This is a genomic window from Nakamurella sp. UYEF19 (genome assembly GCF_040546275.1).
In the GTDB taxonomy this organism is placed as follows: Bacteria; Actinomycetota; Actinomycetes; order Mycobacteriales; family Nakamurellaceae; genus Nakamurella.
This window is the reverse complement of the sequence record NZ_JBEPNO010000005.1, coordinates 26,413-41,172: the sequence shown is the minus strand read 5'-3', so window position 1 is coordinate 41,172 and position 14,760 is coordinate 26,413. Positions and strand designations below refer to the sequence as shown.

14 protein-coding genes are annotated in these 14,760 nt (G+C 70.2%); 4 read left to right on the top strand and 10 right to left on the bottom strand.

Going from position 1 to position 14,760, the window contains the following annotated elements; all coding sequences use genetic code 11:
- Positions 1-32 precede the first annotated feature (32 nt).
- The 5 genes from hisD to nadA form a co-directional block, all read right to left on the bottom strand.
- On the bottom strand, positions 33-1,349 hold the full coding sequence (gene hisD, locus ABIB25_RS09985) for a histidinol dehydrogenase (protein WP_354528297.1): 1,317 nt from the start codon (positions 1,347-1,349) through the stop codon (positions 33-35).
- Between the two features lie 112 nt (positions 1,350-1,461).
- Positions 1,462-2,154 carry a carbon-nitrogen hydrolase family protein gene (locus ABIB25_RS09980; protein ID WP_354528296.1) on the bottom strand — a complete coding sequence of 231 codons (693 nt, stop codon included), beginning with the start codon at positions 2,152-2,154 and terminating at the stop codon, positions 1,462-1,464.
- Between the two features lie 32 nt (positions 2,155-2,186).
- Positions 2,187-3,152, bottom strand: a complete 966-nt coding sequence (gene nadC / locus ABIB25_RS09975; protein WP_354528295.1) for a carboxylating nicotinate-nucleotide diphosphorylase — start codon at positions 3,150-3,152, stop codon at positions 2,187-2,189.
- On the bottom strand, positions 3,149-4,825 hold the full coding sequence (locus ABIB25_RS09970) for an L-aspartate oxidase (protein WP_354528294.1): 1,677 nt from the start codon (positions 4,823-4,825) through the stop codon (positions 3,149-3,151). The genes nadC and ABIB25_RS09970 overlap by 4 nt, the downstream gene beginning before the upstream one ends.
- A complete protein-coding gene (nadA, locus tag ABIB25_RS09965) occupies positions 4,822-5,814 on the bottom strand; it encodes a quinolinate synthase NadA (RefSeq protein ID WP_354528293.1) in 993 nt (330 codons plus the stop codon). Before nadA ends, ABIB25_RS09970 begins: the two co-directional genes overlap by 4 nt.
- Before the next feature lie 42 nt (positions 5,815-5,856).
- Between nadA and ABIB25_RS09960 the strand changes: the two genes are divergently transcribed.
- Positions 5,857-6,696, top strand: coding sequence for an NUDIX hydrolase (locus ABIB25_RS09960; protein ID WP_354528292.1), 840 nt, complete (start codon positions 5,857-5,859; stop codon positions 6,694-6,696).
- Positions 6,697-7,047: 351 nt separating this feature from the next.
- Here ABIB25_RS09960 and ABIB25_RS09955 read toward each other — a convergent pair whose 3' ends face one another.
- From ABIB25_RS09955 to ABIB25_RS09940, 4 genes are read right to left on the bottom strand one after another with little or no spacing between them, the layout of a single operon-like run.
- Positions 7,048-8,217 carry a molybdopterin-dependent oxidoreductase gene (locus ABIB25_RS09955; RefSeq protein WP_354528291.1) on the bottom strand — a complete coding sequence of 390 codons (1,170 nt, stop codon included), beginning with the start codon at positions 8,215-8,217 and terminating at the stop codon, positions 7,048-7,050.
- Entirely contained in the window at positions 8,214-8,858 is a 645-nt protein-coding gene (locus ABIB25_RS09950; protein WP_354528290.1) for a class I SAM-dependent methyltransferase, read from the bottom strand. Before ABIB25_RS09950 ends, ABIB25_RS09955 begins: the two co-directional genes overlap by 4 nt.
- Positions 8,846-9,526 carry a TIGR04282 family arsenosugar biosynthesis glycosyltransferase gene (locus ABIB25_RS09945; protein WP_354528289.1) on the bottom strand — a complete coding sequence of 227 codons (681 nt, stop codon included), beginning with the start codon at positions 9,524-9,526 and terminating at the stop codon, positions 8,846-8,848. The genes ABIB25_RS09950 and ABIB25_RS09945 overlap by 13 nt, the downstream gene beginning before the upstream one ends.
- Entirely contained in the window at positions 9,523-10,257 is a 735-nt protein-coding gene (locus tag ABIB25_RS09940; RefSeq protein WP_354528288.1) for a glycosyltransferase family 2 protein, read from the bottom strand. The genes ABIB25_RS09945 and ABIB25_RS09940 overlap by 4 nt, the downstream gene beginning before the upstream one ends.
- 157 nt (positions 10,258-10,414) lie before the next feature.
- On the opposite strand from ABIB25_RS09940, the gene ABIB25_RS09935 reads away from it, so the two are divergent.
- The 3 genes from ABIB25_RS09935 to ABIB25_RS09925 are packed head-to-tail and all read left to right on the top strand — an operon-like array spanning position 10,415 to position 13,703.
- Complete coding sequence (locus tag ABIB25_RS09935; RefSeq protein ID WP_354528287.1) at positions 10,415-11,851, top strand: hypothetical protein; 1,437 nt, start codon at positions 10,415-10,417, stop codon at positions 11,849-11,851.
- Between the two features lie 56 nt (positions 11,852-11,907).
- A complete protein-coding gene (locus tag ABIB25_RS09930; protein ID WP_354528286.1) occupies positions 11,908-12,687 on the top strand; it encodes a response regulator transcription factor in 780 nt (259 codons plus the stop codon).
- A gap of 2 nt (positions 12,688-12,689) precedes the next feature.
- Positions 12,690-13,703, top strand: coding sequence for a sensor histidine kinase (locus ABIB25_RS09925; protein WP_354528285.1), 1,014 nt, complete (start codon positions 12,690-12,692; stop codon positions 13,701-13,703).
- Here ABIB25_RS09925 and ABIB25_RS09920 read toward each other — a convergent pair.
- On the bottom strand, positions 13,681-14,748 hold the full coding sequence (locus ABIB25_RS09920; protein ID WP_354528284.1) for an NAD-dependent epimerase/dehydratase family protein: 1,068 nt from the start codon (positions 14,746-14,748) through the stop codon (positions 13,681-13,683). The genes ABIB25_RS09925 and ABIB25_RS09920 overlap by 23 nt on opposite strands.
- Between the last annotated feature and the right edge of the window lie 12 nt (positions 14,749-14,760).

Genomic DNA, 14,760 nt, shown 5'->3' with positions numbered 1-14,760 from the left:
GCTCGCCCTGGCAACACCCCCACCGCCCCCGGTCACCGCGGCACACCATCCGGGAACCTCGCGCTCACGGCCTCGCCGTGGGCCGGCAGGTTCTCGGCGGCGGACAGCGCGAGGACGTGATCGGCGACGGCGGCCAGCGCGTCACGCGAGTACTCGATCACCTGCATCTGCTTGAGGAAGGTGGTGGTGGCCAGACCCGAGGAGAACCGTGCGCAACCGGCGGTCGGCAGCACGTGGTTGGAACCGGCGCAGTAGTCACCCAGCGACACCGGCGAGAACCTCCCGACGAAGATCGCGCCGGCGTTGCGGATCCGGCGCGCGACGATGGGGGCGTCGGTGGTCTGGATCTCCAGGTGCTCGGCGGCGTAGGCGTCGGCGACCTTGATCCCGTCCTCCAGGCTGGCCACCACCACGATCGCGGACTGCGGCCCGGTCAGCGCCACGGTCACGCGGTCCCGGTGCCTGGTGCGCACGACACGGTCGATCACCCTGTCCTCCACCGCATCCGCCAGCGCGACTGAGGTGGTGATGAGGACCGAGGCAGCCATCGGATCGTGCTCGGCCTGCGACACCAGATCGGCGGCCACGTGATCGGCGTCGGCCTTCTCGTCCGCCAGGATCGCGATCTCGGTCGGCCCGGCCTCGGCATCGATGGACACCACCCCGCGCAGCAGTCGCTTCGCGGCCGTCACGTAGACGTTTCCGGGCCCGGTGATGATGTCAACCGGCTCGATCGTGGTCCCGTCGACGTCGATCGCGCCGTAGCCCAGCATCGCGACCGCCTGGGCACCGCCCGCGGCGTAGACCTCGGTCACGCCGAGCAGTCCACAGGCCGCCAGGACGGTCGCGTCCGGCCAACCGGTCGACTGCTGCGGGGGCGAGGTGACGGCCACTCCGGTGACTCCGGCAATCTGGGCCGGCACCACGTTCATGACGACGCTGGACGGATAGACGGCCAGCCCGCCGGGCACGTAGAGGCCGACCCGGCGCATCGGCACCCACCGCTGGGTCACCGTTCCACCCGGCGCGATCTGGGTGACGCGCTCGGTGGGAACCTGGGCCCGGTGACCGATGCGGGCGCGGGCGATCGACTCGAGCAACGCGGCCCTGACCTGCGGACTCAAGGCTTCGACGGCCGCGTCGATGACGTGTCGCGGTACCCGCAGCGTGGTGGGCCCTACCCCGTCGAACTTCTCCGTGTACTCCAGCACCGCGGCCGAGCCGCGCGTGCGGACGTCCTCCACCAGCGGCGCGACGACGGCTACGGCCGCCGTCACGTCCACCGCCCCGCGGGGCAGCATGGTGCGGACATTACCCAGTCCCTGACGCAGATCGATCCGTCGCAGCATGTTCTTCTTGTTCCTCTTTCGTCGCAGTCGGCCCGCACGGGGCCGTCTTCCAGCCTAAAGTGCCCGGCGAGGCGAATTTCGACAGCCGCTCCCAGCTGTTGGGACGAACGCCTCAGTCGGTGAGATCCACCAGGGCGATGCCGGGACCGGCGCCGAGCCGGACCACCTCGTTGCCGTCGGGGCCCCAAGCCCCGCTGAGCCCGCACGCCGGCCCGCCGCCGGTACCACCGGAGTACTGGGCCAACACCGCCCACATCCCCTGACGGGTCACCTCGTGCATCTGCTGGTTGATGCGATGCTCGGACCCGATGACGTACAGCGCGCCGACCAGGTAGGCGTCCGCGCCGGCCGCCGCGGCCGCCACCGGATGCGCGTCAACCGCCGCGTCGGAGCACACCGACAGGGCCAGCTTCCAGCCACCGATCTCGAGCAAGGCTCCTGCGGTGCCGGCACCGAAGATGCCGATCTCACCCACGTGCAGGTGCTGCTTGGCGTAGACCACCCTGATCGCGCCCCGGGGGTCGACCTGCAGGACACCGATCTGCGGCAACCCGGCGCCGGGCGTCGGGCCGCCGATCAGCGCGTGCACCCGGCGTTGTCGGCAGATCTGCGAGATCGGTTGCAGCATCTTGTCATCGGGTCCGATGCGGAGGCCGTGCAGGTCGATCAGGTCGGGCTCGTACCCGGTGAGGGAGAGCTCCGGGAAGAGCACGACGTCGGCGCCGGACTCGGCCGCCGCCTCGATCAGGCGGACGTGCTCCGCCACCGCGGCACTGATGTCCCCCGGCGAGGAGACAAACTGCACCGCGGCGATCCGCAGAGGCGACCGTCCCGGACTCATCCGAGAACGACCCCGAGATCGACCCGGGGCTCGGCCCGGAGGTCCAGCCCGAGATCGACGGCCGGCGACGAGTGGGTGAGAGCACCGACCGCCAGGTAGTCGACGCCGGTCCGGGCGACCTCGGCGGCGTTCGCCAGACCGAGCCCGCCGGAGGACTCGAGCCTGACGCCCGGATAGCCGGACCTGGTGCGCCGCACTGCTTCCGCGGTATCCGGCACGGTGAAGTTGTCGAGCAGTACCAACTGCGCCCCGGCATCGAGCGCCTCGTCGAGCTGCAACAACGTGTCCACCTCGACCTCCAGCGGGATATCCGGTCTCCGCGAACGTACAGCGTCGATCGCAGCGCGCACAGACCCGGCCGCCGCTACGTGGTTGTCCTTGATCAGGGCGGCGTCGCCCAGGCTCATCCGGTGGTTCACCCCGCCCCCGCAGCGGACCGCGTACTTCTCCAGTGCCCGCAGGCCCGGCAGGGTCTTTCTGGTGTCCCTGATCCGCGCATCCGTGCCGGCCACGGCGTCGACCCACTGCCTGGTCAGACTGGCGATGCCCGTCAGGTGGGTGAGGATGTTCAGGGCTGTGCGCTCGGCCGTCAGGATGCCGGACACCCTGCCGTGCAACGTGATCGATGGAATACCCGGTACCAGTGCCGATCCGTCGTCGTGATGCTCGGCGGTGAAGGCGCCGGCACCGAGGATGGTGTCGAACACCGCAAGGGCCACCGGACCGCCGGCCAGCACACCGGCCTGACGGGGCGTGATGTCGGCCCATGCCGCGGCCTCCGTCGGCACGGTGGCCGAGGTGGTGACGTCGGGCCCATCGGCGAAGTCCTCCGACAACGCCCATGACACGACGGCGGCGACCGTTTCCAGGTCGAGGCCGGTCGCTTGCAACGAGCGACGGGTCGACTCGGACCACTGCTCCGGGCTCACGGTGAATACTGCAGTGGTGCTGGACACCGTCATGCGTTGACCTCTACATCCCGGAGGTCCCGGACCTCGGTGGTGAGCACGTCGTCCTGCTGCCGGACGAGCACCGAGGTGGTCCACTGCTGCTCGGCGGCCGGGAAATCGGTTCTGACGTGGCAACCGCGCGACTCGGTCCGCGTGGCAGCGGCGATCAGCAGGGCACGGGAGGCCAGGTCGAGGTTCGCGGCCTCGGCCGTCTGCCGGGACGGCACTGCAATCGGTTCGGGCTGCCCGGACTGCCCCGAGCGCCAGGGCTGCCCGGGTTGCACCGAGTGCCCCAACGAGCCGAACCGGGCCATGGCACGGGCCAGACCTGTTGCGTCACGACCGATCCCGGCTTCGGCACTCATGACGGCCTGACCGTCCTCACGTCCGTCCGTGGAGCGGACCGGGAGCGGCGGCAACGCGGGATCACCTGCGGGTCCACCGGCCGACAACAGGTCCCCGGGCAGCGCCGCGGCCGCGCGTTCACCCATCACGAGACCTTCCAGCAGCGAGTTGGACGCCAGCCGGTTCGCCCCGTGCAGACCGGTCCTCGCGACCTCGCCCACGGCGTAGAGCCCCGGCACACCGGTGCGCCCGAACAGATCCGTCAGGACGCCGCCGCAGTGGTAGTGCGCCGCCGGCGCCACCGGGATGGGTTGCGTGTTGGGGTTGATCCCGGCCTCGGCACAGGCCTGCGACACGGTCGGGAAACGGCGGGCGAAGACATCGGCAGGGATCCCGGTGGCATCGAGGAAGACGTGATCGCGCACGCCACCGGGGGCGCCGGCCAGGCGACGGGTGATGGCGAGCGACACCACGTCACGGGGCGCGAGATCACCCAACGGATGGACGCCGGCCATCACCCGGGTGCCGGTGGCGTCGATCAGCACGGCACCTTCGCCGCGGACGGCCTCGGTGACCAGCGGCCGGTGGCCGCGCACGCCCCCGCCGGTGAACAGCACCGTGGGGTGGAACTGCATGAACTCGATGTCCGTCAGGGTGGCGCCGGCACGCAGCGCGATGGCCAGTCCGTCGCCGGTGGCGACGTCGGGATTGGTGGTGGCCGCGTAGAGGTGGCCGGCGCCGCCGGTGGCCAGGACGATGGCATCTGCCCTGATCAGACCGATGGTTCCGTCGTCGCCGAGCACGGTGACACCCGTCGTCCGCCCGTTGGCGTCGAGCACGACGTCCAGTACCTGGTGCCCGGTGAGCATGCCGGGCAGGTCGTCGGCGTGCAGCAGGGTCCGCTCGATCTCTGCTCCGGTGGCATCACCGCCGGCGTGGATCACCCGGTTCGCGGAGTGACCGCCTTCCCTGGTCCGCATCAGGCCGGTCGGGCCGGCGTCGAAGTGCGCGCCCCGCCGGACGAGTCGGGCGACGGCCGCCGGACCCTCGGTCAGGATCATGGACACGGCGGCCGGGTCGGACAGGCCACCGCCCGCGACCAGCGTGTCCTCGATGTGGGCACCGACCGAATCACCCGGATCCCGCTCGCCCCGAACCACGGCGACACCGCCCTGCGCCCAGTAGGTGTTGGCCTCGTCCGGAGCGCCCTTGGTGAGCAGTAGCGTTGGAACACCGCAGCCCGCCAGATCAAGGGCGCAGGTCAGGCCGGCAACACCGGTGCCGATGACGACCACCTGCGACCTGGCCTCCCAGGTCGGCAAGGTGGGCTGTGAGCTCATTCGCCACCCCCGCCGGAGGAACCGATGGCGATCATCCGCTCGACGGCGCCGCGGGCCCGCGCTGCTGTTTCGAGGTCCACCTGCACCTCGTCGCGGTTTTCCACCAGGGAGCGCATCAGCTTCTCCGGGGTGATCATCTTCATGTATTTGCAGGAGGCGTTCTCGTTGACGGCGAGGAAGTCGACGGACGGGGCGGCCCGCTTGAGCTGGTGGATCATCCCGATCTCGGTGGCGACCAGGACGGACCGCGACGTGGCACCGGCTGCGGCCGTGACCATCTCACCGGTCGAGAGGATCTTGATCCGGTCCTTGGCGACGGCTCCGCTGGTGGCCAGGTAGAGCGCGCTGGTCGCGCAGCCACACTCCGGGTGGATGTAGAGATCGGCGTCCGGGTGGGCGGCGGCTTTGGCGGAGAGCTCGGCACCGTTGATGCCGGCGTGTACGTGGCACTCGCCGCCCCAGACCTTGATGTTGTCGCGCTTCAGGATCCGGCGGACGTGGGCACCGAGGAACTGGTCGGGGCCGAACAGCACCGGGGTGTCGCGCGGGATCGAGTCGACCACTTCGACGGCATTCGAGGACGTGCAACAGATGTCGGTCTCGGCCTTCACCGCGGCGGTGGTGTTGACGTAGGAAACGACGACAGCGCCGGGGTTCTCGGCCTTCCAGGTGCGCAGCTCCTCGACGGTCAGCGAGTCGGCGAGCGAGCAGCCCGCAGCCTCGTCCGGGATCAGTACCGTTTTCTCCGGCGACAGGATCTTGGCCGTCTCCGCCATGAAGTGCACGCCGCAGAAGATGATCGTCGACTCCGGCGCGCTAGCGGCGATCCGGGACAGCGCGAGCGAGTCGCCGACGTGGTGGGCGACGTCCTGGATGATCGGCAGCTGGTAGTTGTGCGCCAGGATCACCGCGTCCCGCTCCTTGGCCAGGCGGTGGATCTGTTCCATCCAGGCCACGGAGCCCGGAACATCGAGTGTGGGTGCCGACATGTCGTTTCCTTCTGCCAGGGTTTTCGACTTATAATCGAAAACATGCCCCATGGTAGCAGCCCGTCACTTCCCGGCCATCCCGAGGACACATTCGTCGAGGTGCTCGCCGCCGTCTTCAGCGTGCGACCGCTAGCCCGCCCGAGCGATCCGAGCGCAGCCGGACAGGTCGCGTTGCACGTGCTTCTCTGGCAGCGCGGCCAGCACCCGGACGCCGGGAAATGGGCCCTACCAGGAGGAATCGTGCTTTCCACCGAAGACGTGGACACCTCGGCGCAGCGTCAGCTCGCCGAGAAGGTCGACCTGACGCGCGTCTCGCACCTGGAGCAGATCGGAGTGTTCTCTGCGCCACACCGGATGCCGGACGTCCGCACCGTGGCCACCGGCTTCCTCGGGCTGGTCCCGCTCGACGCCGACCCGACCCTGCCGGCGGATACCGCCTGGCACCCGGTTGGCACGCTGCCACCCACCGCCCTCGACCACGGGGTCATCGTGGAACGGGCTCACCGCCGGCTGCAGGCCAAGCTCAGCTATACGAACATCGGGTTCGCGCTGGCCCCGGCCGAGTTCACCATCGCCGAACTGCGTCAGGTCTACGCCACCGCGCTCGGGCACGACGTCGACCCGACGAATCTGCACCGGATCCTGCTGCGCCGCGGCATGCTCGAACCCACCGGGACCACCGGTCCACGCAATCCCGTCGGCGGCCGGCCGGCGGCGCTGCACCGGTTCACCGTGGCCGAACTGCGGGTCACCGATCCGTTTGCGGCGTTCCGCCCGCCGGAGAAGCCGGCCGATCCGGCCGGCCCGCTGGATGCGCCCGACGCGGCCGATCCCGCCGCGTCAACCGGATCAACGCCCACACCGCCGCCAACACCACGATGATCGCCACGTACATCAGGTAGCCCGCCACGTAGTTGCGGTTGAGCAGGGTCGGGTTGTCCTCGTGCAGACCGGGTCGCCCCAGGTACGGCACGGCGATCAGCAGCAGGGTGCCGATCAGCACCGCGGCCACCTGGGCGGGCAACCGGGCCCACGCCGCAAGCCCCTTGGTGAGAACGTGACCGACGACGGCCGCGATCGGGAGCAGCACCAGATCCGACAGGATCGCCGGAAAAGTGAACCAGATGGCGGCCGAGATGACCTCCTGGTGCGAACGTTCGAGCAGGAATTTCGCGCCGACGCCCACGCACACCACACCGATCAGCCCCAGGGCCGACCGAATCACCCTGTCCGTCATAGCGCCTCGATCCTGGTGAGCCATTTGGTTTGCAGCGCACCGGGTCTGCTCGGTGCGATCAGCCGGGCCGGGTATCCGTGGTCGAGGTCGAGCGGCTCGCCTTCCAGCTGCAGCGCGACCAGCGTCAGGTCGTCGGTGGCCACCTTCGGCGTCACCATGCTCTCCCCATAGAGACCGACCTCGGCCGAGATCATCCGGGCGCCGCCGGTGGCGCCCGGATCGACGAGGGCCAGCAGGTCCTTGAGGCGGACGCCGGTCCAGCTGGCCGACTGCGACCAGCCCTCGACGCAGGCGATCGGCAGCGTGGCGGTGATCTGCGGCATGGCCTGCAGTTGCGCGAGGCTCAGTCGGTGGTCGCCACCCGGACCGTGGATGACGAGTGCATAGGCTGCACTGGTGACGGCGGCGGTCACCCCGGCCGCGCCGGCGGTGCGGTTCACCGGCAGTCCCTGTGGGCCGGATCCGTTGCGCTGCGCCAGGACGGACACCGTGCGGAACGCTGGGATCTTGTCCCCCACCGTTGCCACGACGGCCACCCCGGCCGCAGCGAGGGCCAGGGCCAGCACTCCCCGGCGTGAGAGCGGGCCCGAATGGGTCGCCGGCGGCTCGCCATCCAGCACGGGCCGGGGATCGGCGTCGGCGGACCCTTTCAGCGCCCGGCGGATGACGGGCAGCTTCACCGCGATGTGGACGGCGAGTGCACCGATGGCCACCCAGGCGATCGCGAAGTGGACCGGCGGGAAGAAGAAGGTCCAGGGATACCATTCGGCCACGTTCAGCAGCCCCGAGATCAGCTGGAAGAACGCCGCACCGACCAGCACGAAGATCGAGAGCCGTTCCAGCGCATTGAGGATGCTGGTGATCGGCGGCCATTGCCAGAAGCGCGGCGACACCGTCCACAGCTTCACGAGCAGCAGCGGGATCGACGCGATCCCGGTGGTGATGTGCACCCCCTGGTTGATCCGGTAGAGCCAGACCGGCCGGGTGGGCCAGCCGAACCATTCCGGCGGGTGCTGGATCAGGTGGCTGAATAGCCCTGTCACGAAACAGATCGCGAAGGCGGCGCCGAGCCAGAGCCCGACCCGTGCGGCCAGCCGCTCCGAGTGGAGTCTGGACGGGTAGTCCTCCGGTCGTGGCGGGCGCAGCTTCCGCTCGGTGAGGCTCACGTCGGATCCTGGCTCGCCGTACTGATGCCCAACTGGCCCTGCCAGCGACCGTCGACGGCCCAGACCTGCTGCACCACCAGCCCTGCACGCAGGGCGAGTTCGGCGAGTACGTCGGTTCCGACCCAGCACCAGCGGAACCAATCGCTGGTCCGGCCGGCCTGCTCCAGCCGGACCTTCTCCACCAGCAGTCCGGATCCGGGCTCTCCGACGTCCAGCAGGATGGTCCCGCCAGCGGTGAGCAGTTCCCGGCACCGGCGCAGCAGATGCACCGGATCGCCGTCGATCCCGACGTTGCCGTCCGCCAACAGCACATGTTGCCAACGACCCGCACCGGGGAGCTCGTGGAAGATGCTGCGCTGCAACGCGAGTCCACCACGATCCGTGGTCATCCGGACGGCGAGCGCGGAGATGTCGATCCCCAGGGCGGGTACACCGCGTGCGGTCAGCGCCGCCGTCATCCGTCCGGGACCACAGCCCACGTCCAGGGTCGGACCGGTACACCGGTCCAGCAGAGCGTTGTCGGCGGTCCCCGCTTCTCCGGACCACAGGGCGATCGGCAGGGTCTGCGCATGTCCGTGCTGGTTCACCAGCGTCCCCGAACCATGTCGCAGCGCGGCCTCGTAGACGGTCATGGCTGACATGCGGACCTCGATCTGTTGTCGGCGAGCAACTGTCGGACGTGAGAGGCGAATCGGGTGGTCGGCGCCTGTCGGCCGACCCGGACCGCGTCGGGGAAGGCGTCGACATCGGTGAGGGTCGGCAGCAGGGCCACCCTGAGCCCGAGGGACCTGAGCGCCTCCAACGTCCGGGTGCCGGTGTCGTCCTGCGACATCGGCACCGCATGCAGCACCCGGGCGTCGGCGCCGCTTCGCAGACCCAACGTCCACCAGCCGCCGTCTGCTGCCGGTCCGAGGACCGCGTCGACCCCCGGCCGGCCGAGCGTGTGGACCGCCGCAGACAGCTGGACCGCCGTCAGCTGCGGAGTGTCCATCCCGATCTGCAACACCGGTCCCTCCCGGCCGGCGTCGGCGTGTGCAGCGACCAGCCGCTGCGCAAAGGTGTTGCCGCGCTGCGGGATCACCTGCGCATTCGCCAGGGCGGCCCGCAGCGGCACGGAGAGTTCGGCGTCGTCCAGGTCGCCGTGCATCGCCACCGTCGTGGCCAGACCGGTGGCCGAGCACGAGTACAGCGTGTCGATCAACGCCGCGGCGGCCAGTTGAGCGGCCTCGAGGGGCGTCAGCGGCGGGCAGAGCCGCGTCTTCACCTGTCCCGCGACGGGCGCCTTCGCCATCACCAGCAGGCCCGTCATGCCGCGACCCGATGCCGGCGAACGGTCCGCAGGATGTCCCCGGTCGCCACCACGGTGCCGCGCACGGATCCGGAGACCTTCGACGTGGTGCCGAGAGCCCGGGTGCGGTAGGTCATGTCGTGCTCCTGGATCCGCCATCCGGCCATCGCCGCCCGGATCAGCGTCTCCACCGGATAGCCGCTGCGCCGGTCCCGCACGTCCAGCGCCAGCAGCTCGACCCGCCGGGCCACCCGCACCGGTCCGAGGTCGGTGAGCGTCAAGCCGGGCACCGATCGGGACAGCACCGAGGCCAGCACGCGGTTGCCGGTCCTGGCGTGCCACGGCCACGCCCCCGACTCCACTGGACGACGGCGCCCGAGGGCCAGGTCAGCGGTCCCTTCGGCGACCGCGGCGACCAGGGTGGGGAGCTCTGCCGGGTCGAGCGATCCGTCGCAGTCCAGCACCGCGACGATGTCCGCGGTGGCTGCCAGCAGGCCGGCGTTGACCGCCGATCCGTAGCCCTTCCGCTCCTCGACGACTACCCGGGCGCCGAGCGACGTGGCCACGTCGGCACTTCCGTCGCGAGAGCCGTTGTCCACCAGGATGACCCGGTAGGACGCCGGGACGGCGGCGAACACCGCCGGCAGCGCGGCGGCCTCGTCCAGGCACGGGAGGATCAGGTCAACCGACGGGCCGACCGTTGGGCCGAGCCTGCCGGTGCCGCTGGTGCTGTCACAGGATTCGAGGTTCATGCAGTGCAGAGTTCACGACGAAAGGCCTGCTGCTCAACAACTGTGGCCTTACCGAATTCTTTCCTCACTCGGCTATCGGGGGCAGTTCTTACCGATTGCTTTCCGCGCCCGACGAACTGTTCCGATCGCTCCACCGTGCCTCTACGGTCCGAGGGAGATGACGAATCCAGAGCTCCTGACGCAGGTACCCGCGACGGCCGGAGCCGCCGCTGCCAATGGGACCACCGCCGACGCGAACGCAGCCGACGCACCCATCCGCGGTGACGTGGTCGCGGTCGTCGCATCGCTGGTGCTGGTGGCCACGGCCTCCGCGGTCGGCTACCTGTTGCTGGCCAACGGGGTGGAGATCAACCTCCAGTCCCCGCCGCTGTTCGCGCGCTTCGTCCCGCACGTCGGTATCGGCACACCGTTCGCGCTCTGCTTGGGGCTGCTGGGTTTTCGGTTCGCACCGCGTCTGGCGGAGCACCTGCCGTGGCATGGATCGGTCCCGCTGGCCGCCGTCACGGCGATGGCGTGGACGACGTCGCTGGCGCTCGTCGACGGGTGGCAGGCCGGCTGGGTTGGTCGGCTGACCGTCTCCAACGAGTACCTCTACGACCTGCCCCGCATCGGATCGGTCGGCCCGTTCCTGTCCGGATTCACCTCCCACATCCTGGACTTCCAACCGGGTTCCTGGACCACCCACGTCTCCAGCCACCCGCCGGGGGCCACCCTCGTCTTCCTCTTGCTGGACCGCATCGGACTTGGCGGCGGTGGATGGGCCGGAGCCCTGGTGGTCCTGGTGGGATCGACCGCCGGCGTCGCGGTCTGCTTGACGATCCGGACCCTCGGAGCACCGGTGGCGGCGCGTCGGTTGCTGCCGTTCGCCGTGTTCTTCCCCGGGGCGGTCTGGGTGGGCGTCTCGGCCGACGGTCTGTTCGCCGGCGTCGCAGCGTGGGGTATCGCGCTGGCCGTCCTCGGGGCGAGGCGCGGTGGCCGGAGCGGCGCACTGGTCGGACTGGCCGGCGGCCTGCTGCTCGGCTACACCGCCTACCTCTCCTACGGCCTCGTGCTGCTGGTACTGGTGCTGGCGGTCGCGGTGATGTTCTCCCGCCGCCGACGAATCCACCTGGCCGTCCTCGCCGGCGTCATCGCAGTGGTCACGATCTTCACCCTGGCCGGGTTCGACTGGCTCGAGGGCGAGCGACTGCTCGTGCTCCGCTACTACCAAGGCGTCGCGAGCCTGCGGCCGTACTCCTACTACGTCTGGGCGAACCTCGCCGCGCTGACCCTCTCGGTCGGGCCGATGACGGCCGCCGGTCTGCGGCGGGCGGTCCCGGTGGTGCTCCGCAGCGGTCCGGTGATCCGGGCCAGCGGCATCGTCGATCGCGAAACCCTGGTGCCGGCCGCGTTGTCGCTGGCAGCCGGCCTGGCCGTGCTGATCGCCGACCTCACCGGTCTGAGCAAGGCCGAGACCGAGCGGATCTGGTTGCCGTTGGGATTCTGGATGATCGCCTCGCTCGTCCTGCTTCCCCGGCGGCTGCTGCCGGCCGCACTCGCAGTCCAGATCGCCGTCGCCATCGGTATCAATCACCTGGAGATGACCTATTGGTGAATCATGAGGTCCATGAGGCTGTGCTCCGCGAATCTGCGCACCAAAACACTGCGCCGGTGAAGAAGGTCCTGGTCGTCGACGACGACCCAACAGTTCGCGAAGTGGTGTCCCGCTACCTGAGCCGCGACGGCCACGAGGTGATCGAGCGGTCCAACGGCACCGACGGCCTGGCCGCCGCGCTGTCCGAGCACCCGGATCTGGTGGTGCTGGATCTGATGATGCCGGGGATGGACGGACTGGCCGTCTGCCGCGAACTCCGGCTGCGCTCCCGCGTGCCGGTGATCATGCTGACCGCGCTCGGCGAGGAGTCCGACCGGGTGGTCGGGCTGGAGTACGGCGCCGACGACTACGTGACCAAACCGTTCAGCCCACGCGAGCTCGCGCTGCGCGTGGCCGGCGTGCTGCGCCGCTCGGGCGAGGTCCGGGCGGCCCTGCCGACCGGAGCGATGCCGGCCGGGTCTTCGTCAGGCGGGATGCCGTCGGATCGCGGACCGGAACCAACTGCCGACGGCGATCTGATCATGGACCCGGCCGCTCGGACGGTGACCCGGAACGGGCTCCCGCTCCAGCTGACCATCCGGGAGTTCGACCTGCTGGCGTTCTTCCTGGCCCACCGCGGTCAGGTGTTCTCCCGGGCCGCGCTGATGGAACAGGTCTGGGGCTGGACGTTCGGCGACGAATCGACCGTCACCGTCCACGTCCGCCGGCTCCGGGAGAAGATCGAGCCCGATCCGGCCAACCCGCACCGGGTGGTCACCGTGTGGGGCATCGGCTACCGGTACGACAGCACGTCGGGCAACACGTCAGACAGCGCATCCGGCAGAGGGAACAACTAGCCATGTGGACCGACGTCCTGCACATCCTGCCGTGGGCAGCGGTGGCCTGCGTGCTCACGGTCGCGCTCGAGATCGGTGTGCTGGCCCTGCTTCGCGGACGCTCGGTGGCCGTCAACATCGCCGCCATCGTGGCCGTCCCGATCCTGTCCGTGCTGATCTTCGTCGTGTCGATCAGCGGTTTCATGTTCACCACCGAACTCCGCTGGACGGCCGTGACGTGCGCGCTGATCGCCATCGCGGTGGTGCCGGCCGCCGTCCTCCTCGGGCGTCGGATCGCGATCGCCGGGATCACCGCAGAATCCGAGCGGGCCGCGGAGCGTGCGGGTGAGGATTCCCGGCGCCAGCTGGTGGCCTGGGTCAGCCACGATCTGCGGACCCCGCTGGCCGGGATCAGGGCGATGAGCGAGGCCCTCGAGGACGCCGTGGTGGTCGATCCCGACGAGATCGCCGGGTACGCACGCCGGATCAACACCGAGACGATCCGGCTGTCGGGCATGGTCGACGACCTGTTCGAGCTGTCCCGGATCAACGCAGGCGCCGTCAAGCTGCACTTCCATGACATCGCGGTGGAAGGTCTGGTGGCCGACGCGATGGAATCCACTGCCCCCTCGGCGCGCAAGCGCGGGGTCCAGCTGCACGCCAGGGCCGACGGCGGCTGGCCGACCGTGTCCGGGTCCGACCCCGAGTTGACGAGGGTGCTCCGCAACCTGCTCGTCAACGCGGTGCGGCACACCCCGGAGGACGGGTCGGTCACCGTGGTGGCGGGCACCGACGGCACCGAGGCCTGGTTCGCCGTGCAGGACAGCTGCGGGGGCATCCCCGAGCCCGACCTGCCGAAGGTGTTCGACGTGGCGTTCCGCGGCGCGCAGGCGCGCTCCCCGATGCCCGACGCAGCCGGCGCCGGGCTGGGACTGGCGATCGCGCGCGGTCTGGTCGAGGCCCACGGCGGGCGGATCGCCGTCGAGAACCACGGCGACGGCTGCCGTTTCGAGGTCAGGTTGCCGGTGGCCGCATAGGCGCGGTGGCGAATTCCCTGACCCCGGTAGCGAAGTCGACCTGCGCAGTGAATCCTAACACCTGGCGGGCCAGTGCCGGGTCTGCCACCACGTGCCGGACGTCACCGGCCCGGCCGCCGCCGACCACCTCCGGCGCGGGGCCACCCATCGCCGCAGCCAGCACCGTCGCCATCTCGCCGACCGTGTGCGGGTGCCCGGAGGATACGTTGCAGGCCAGCGCTTCTCCGCCGGAGACGGGCTCGTCCGCGTAGATCCGGTCGAGGGCGGCCAGGTTGGCGGCGGCGATGTCGGAGACGTGGATGAAGTCGCGCATCTGCCCACCGTCCTCGTAGACCCTCGGCGCCCGGCCCGACTCCAGGGCCGACCGGAAGATCGCGGCGACCCCGGCGTAGGGGGTGTCGCGCGGCATCCGCGGGCCGTAGACGTTGTGGTAGCGAAGCGATGTCACCCCGCTGGACGTCTGCCGGGCCCACGACGCGGCGAAGTGCTCCTGGGCAAGTTTGCTTGCGGCATAGGTGTTGCGGGGATCCAACGGCGCGTCTTCTGAAATCGTGGTCCACCGCAGTTCTGCTCCGCACTGCGGGCAGGGTGGGTCGAACGCCCCGGCGGTCAATGCCTCCGGTAGCCGTGGGCCGGGGCGGACATCGCCGTGCTCGGCGCAGCGATAACGGCCCTCGCCGTAGACCACCATCGACGAGGCCTGGACCAGCGACCGGACGCCGGCGGCGGCCATCTCGGCGAGCAGAACGGCGGTGCCGAGAACGTTGTGCCCGGCGTACTCGGGAGCATCTGCCGCGTCCACCCCCAGCCCGACCATCGCCGCCTGGTGGCAGACCACATCGACGCCCGGCAGGACGCTCCGGACGAATTCGGCATCCCGGACGTCGCCGATGATCAACCCGCCCGGACTCCACTGCGGGGGGTGCGAGCCGTGCGCGGCCGGCAGCAGCAGGTCGACCGGGACGATCTCGTCCCCGCGCGCGAGAAGCTGGTCGGCGATGGTGGAACCGATGAACCCGGCCGCTCCGGTCAGCAGCACCCGCATGGCCGGCGGCCT

Coding starts and splice junctions, on each gene's coding strand:
- ABIB25_RS09970 (WP_354528294.1), bottom strand. CDS start 4,825: ATGAGCTCACAGCCCACCTTGCCGACCTGGGAGGCCAGGTCGCAGGTG.
- nadC (WP_354528295.1), bottom strand. CDS start 3,152: ATGACGGTGTCCAGCACCACTGCAGTATTCACCGTGAGCCCGGAGCAG.
- ABIB25_RS09920 (WP_354528284.1), bottom strand. CDS start 14,748: ATGCGGGTGCTGCTGACCGGAGCGGCCGGGTTCATCGGTTCCACCATC.
- ABIB25_RS09935 (WP_354528287.1), top strand. CDS start 10,415: ATGACGAATCCAGAGCTCCTGACGCAGGTACCCGCGACGGCCGGAGCC.
- hisD (WP_354528297.1), bottom strand. CDS start 1,349: ATGCTGCGACGGATCGATCTGCGTCAGGGACTGGGTAATGTCCGCACC.
- ABIB25_RS09925 (WP_354528285.1), top strand. CDS start 12,690: ATGTGGACCGACGTCCTGCACATCCTGCCGTGGGCAGCGGTGGCCTGC.
- ABIB25_RS09960 (WP_354528292.1), top strand. CDS start 5,857: ATGCCCCATGGTAGCAGCCCGTCACTTCCCGGCCATCCCGAGGACACA.
- ABIB25_RS09945 (WP_354528289.1), bottom strand. CDS start 9,526: ATGACGGGCCTGCTGGTGATGGCGAAGGCGCCCGTCGCGGGACAGGTG.
- nadA (WP_354528293.1), bottom strand. CDS start 5,814: ATGTCGGCACCCACACTCGATGTTCCGGGCTCCGTGGCCTGGATGGAA.
- ABIB25_RS09940 (WP_354528288.1), bottom strand. CDS start 10,257: ATGAACCTCGAATCCTGTGACAGCACCAGCGGCACCGGCAGGCTCGGC.
- ABIB25_RS09950 (WP_354528290.1), bottom strand. CDS start 8,858: ATGTCAGCCATGACCGTCTACGAGGCCGCGCTGCGACATGGTTCGGGG.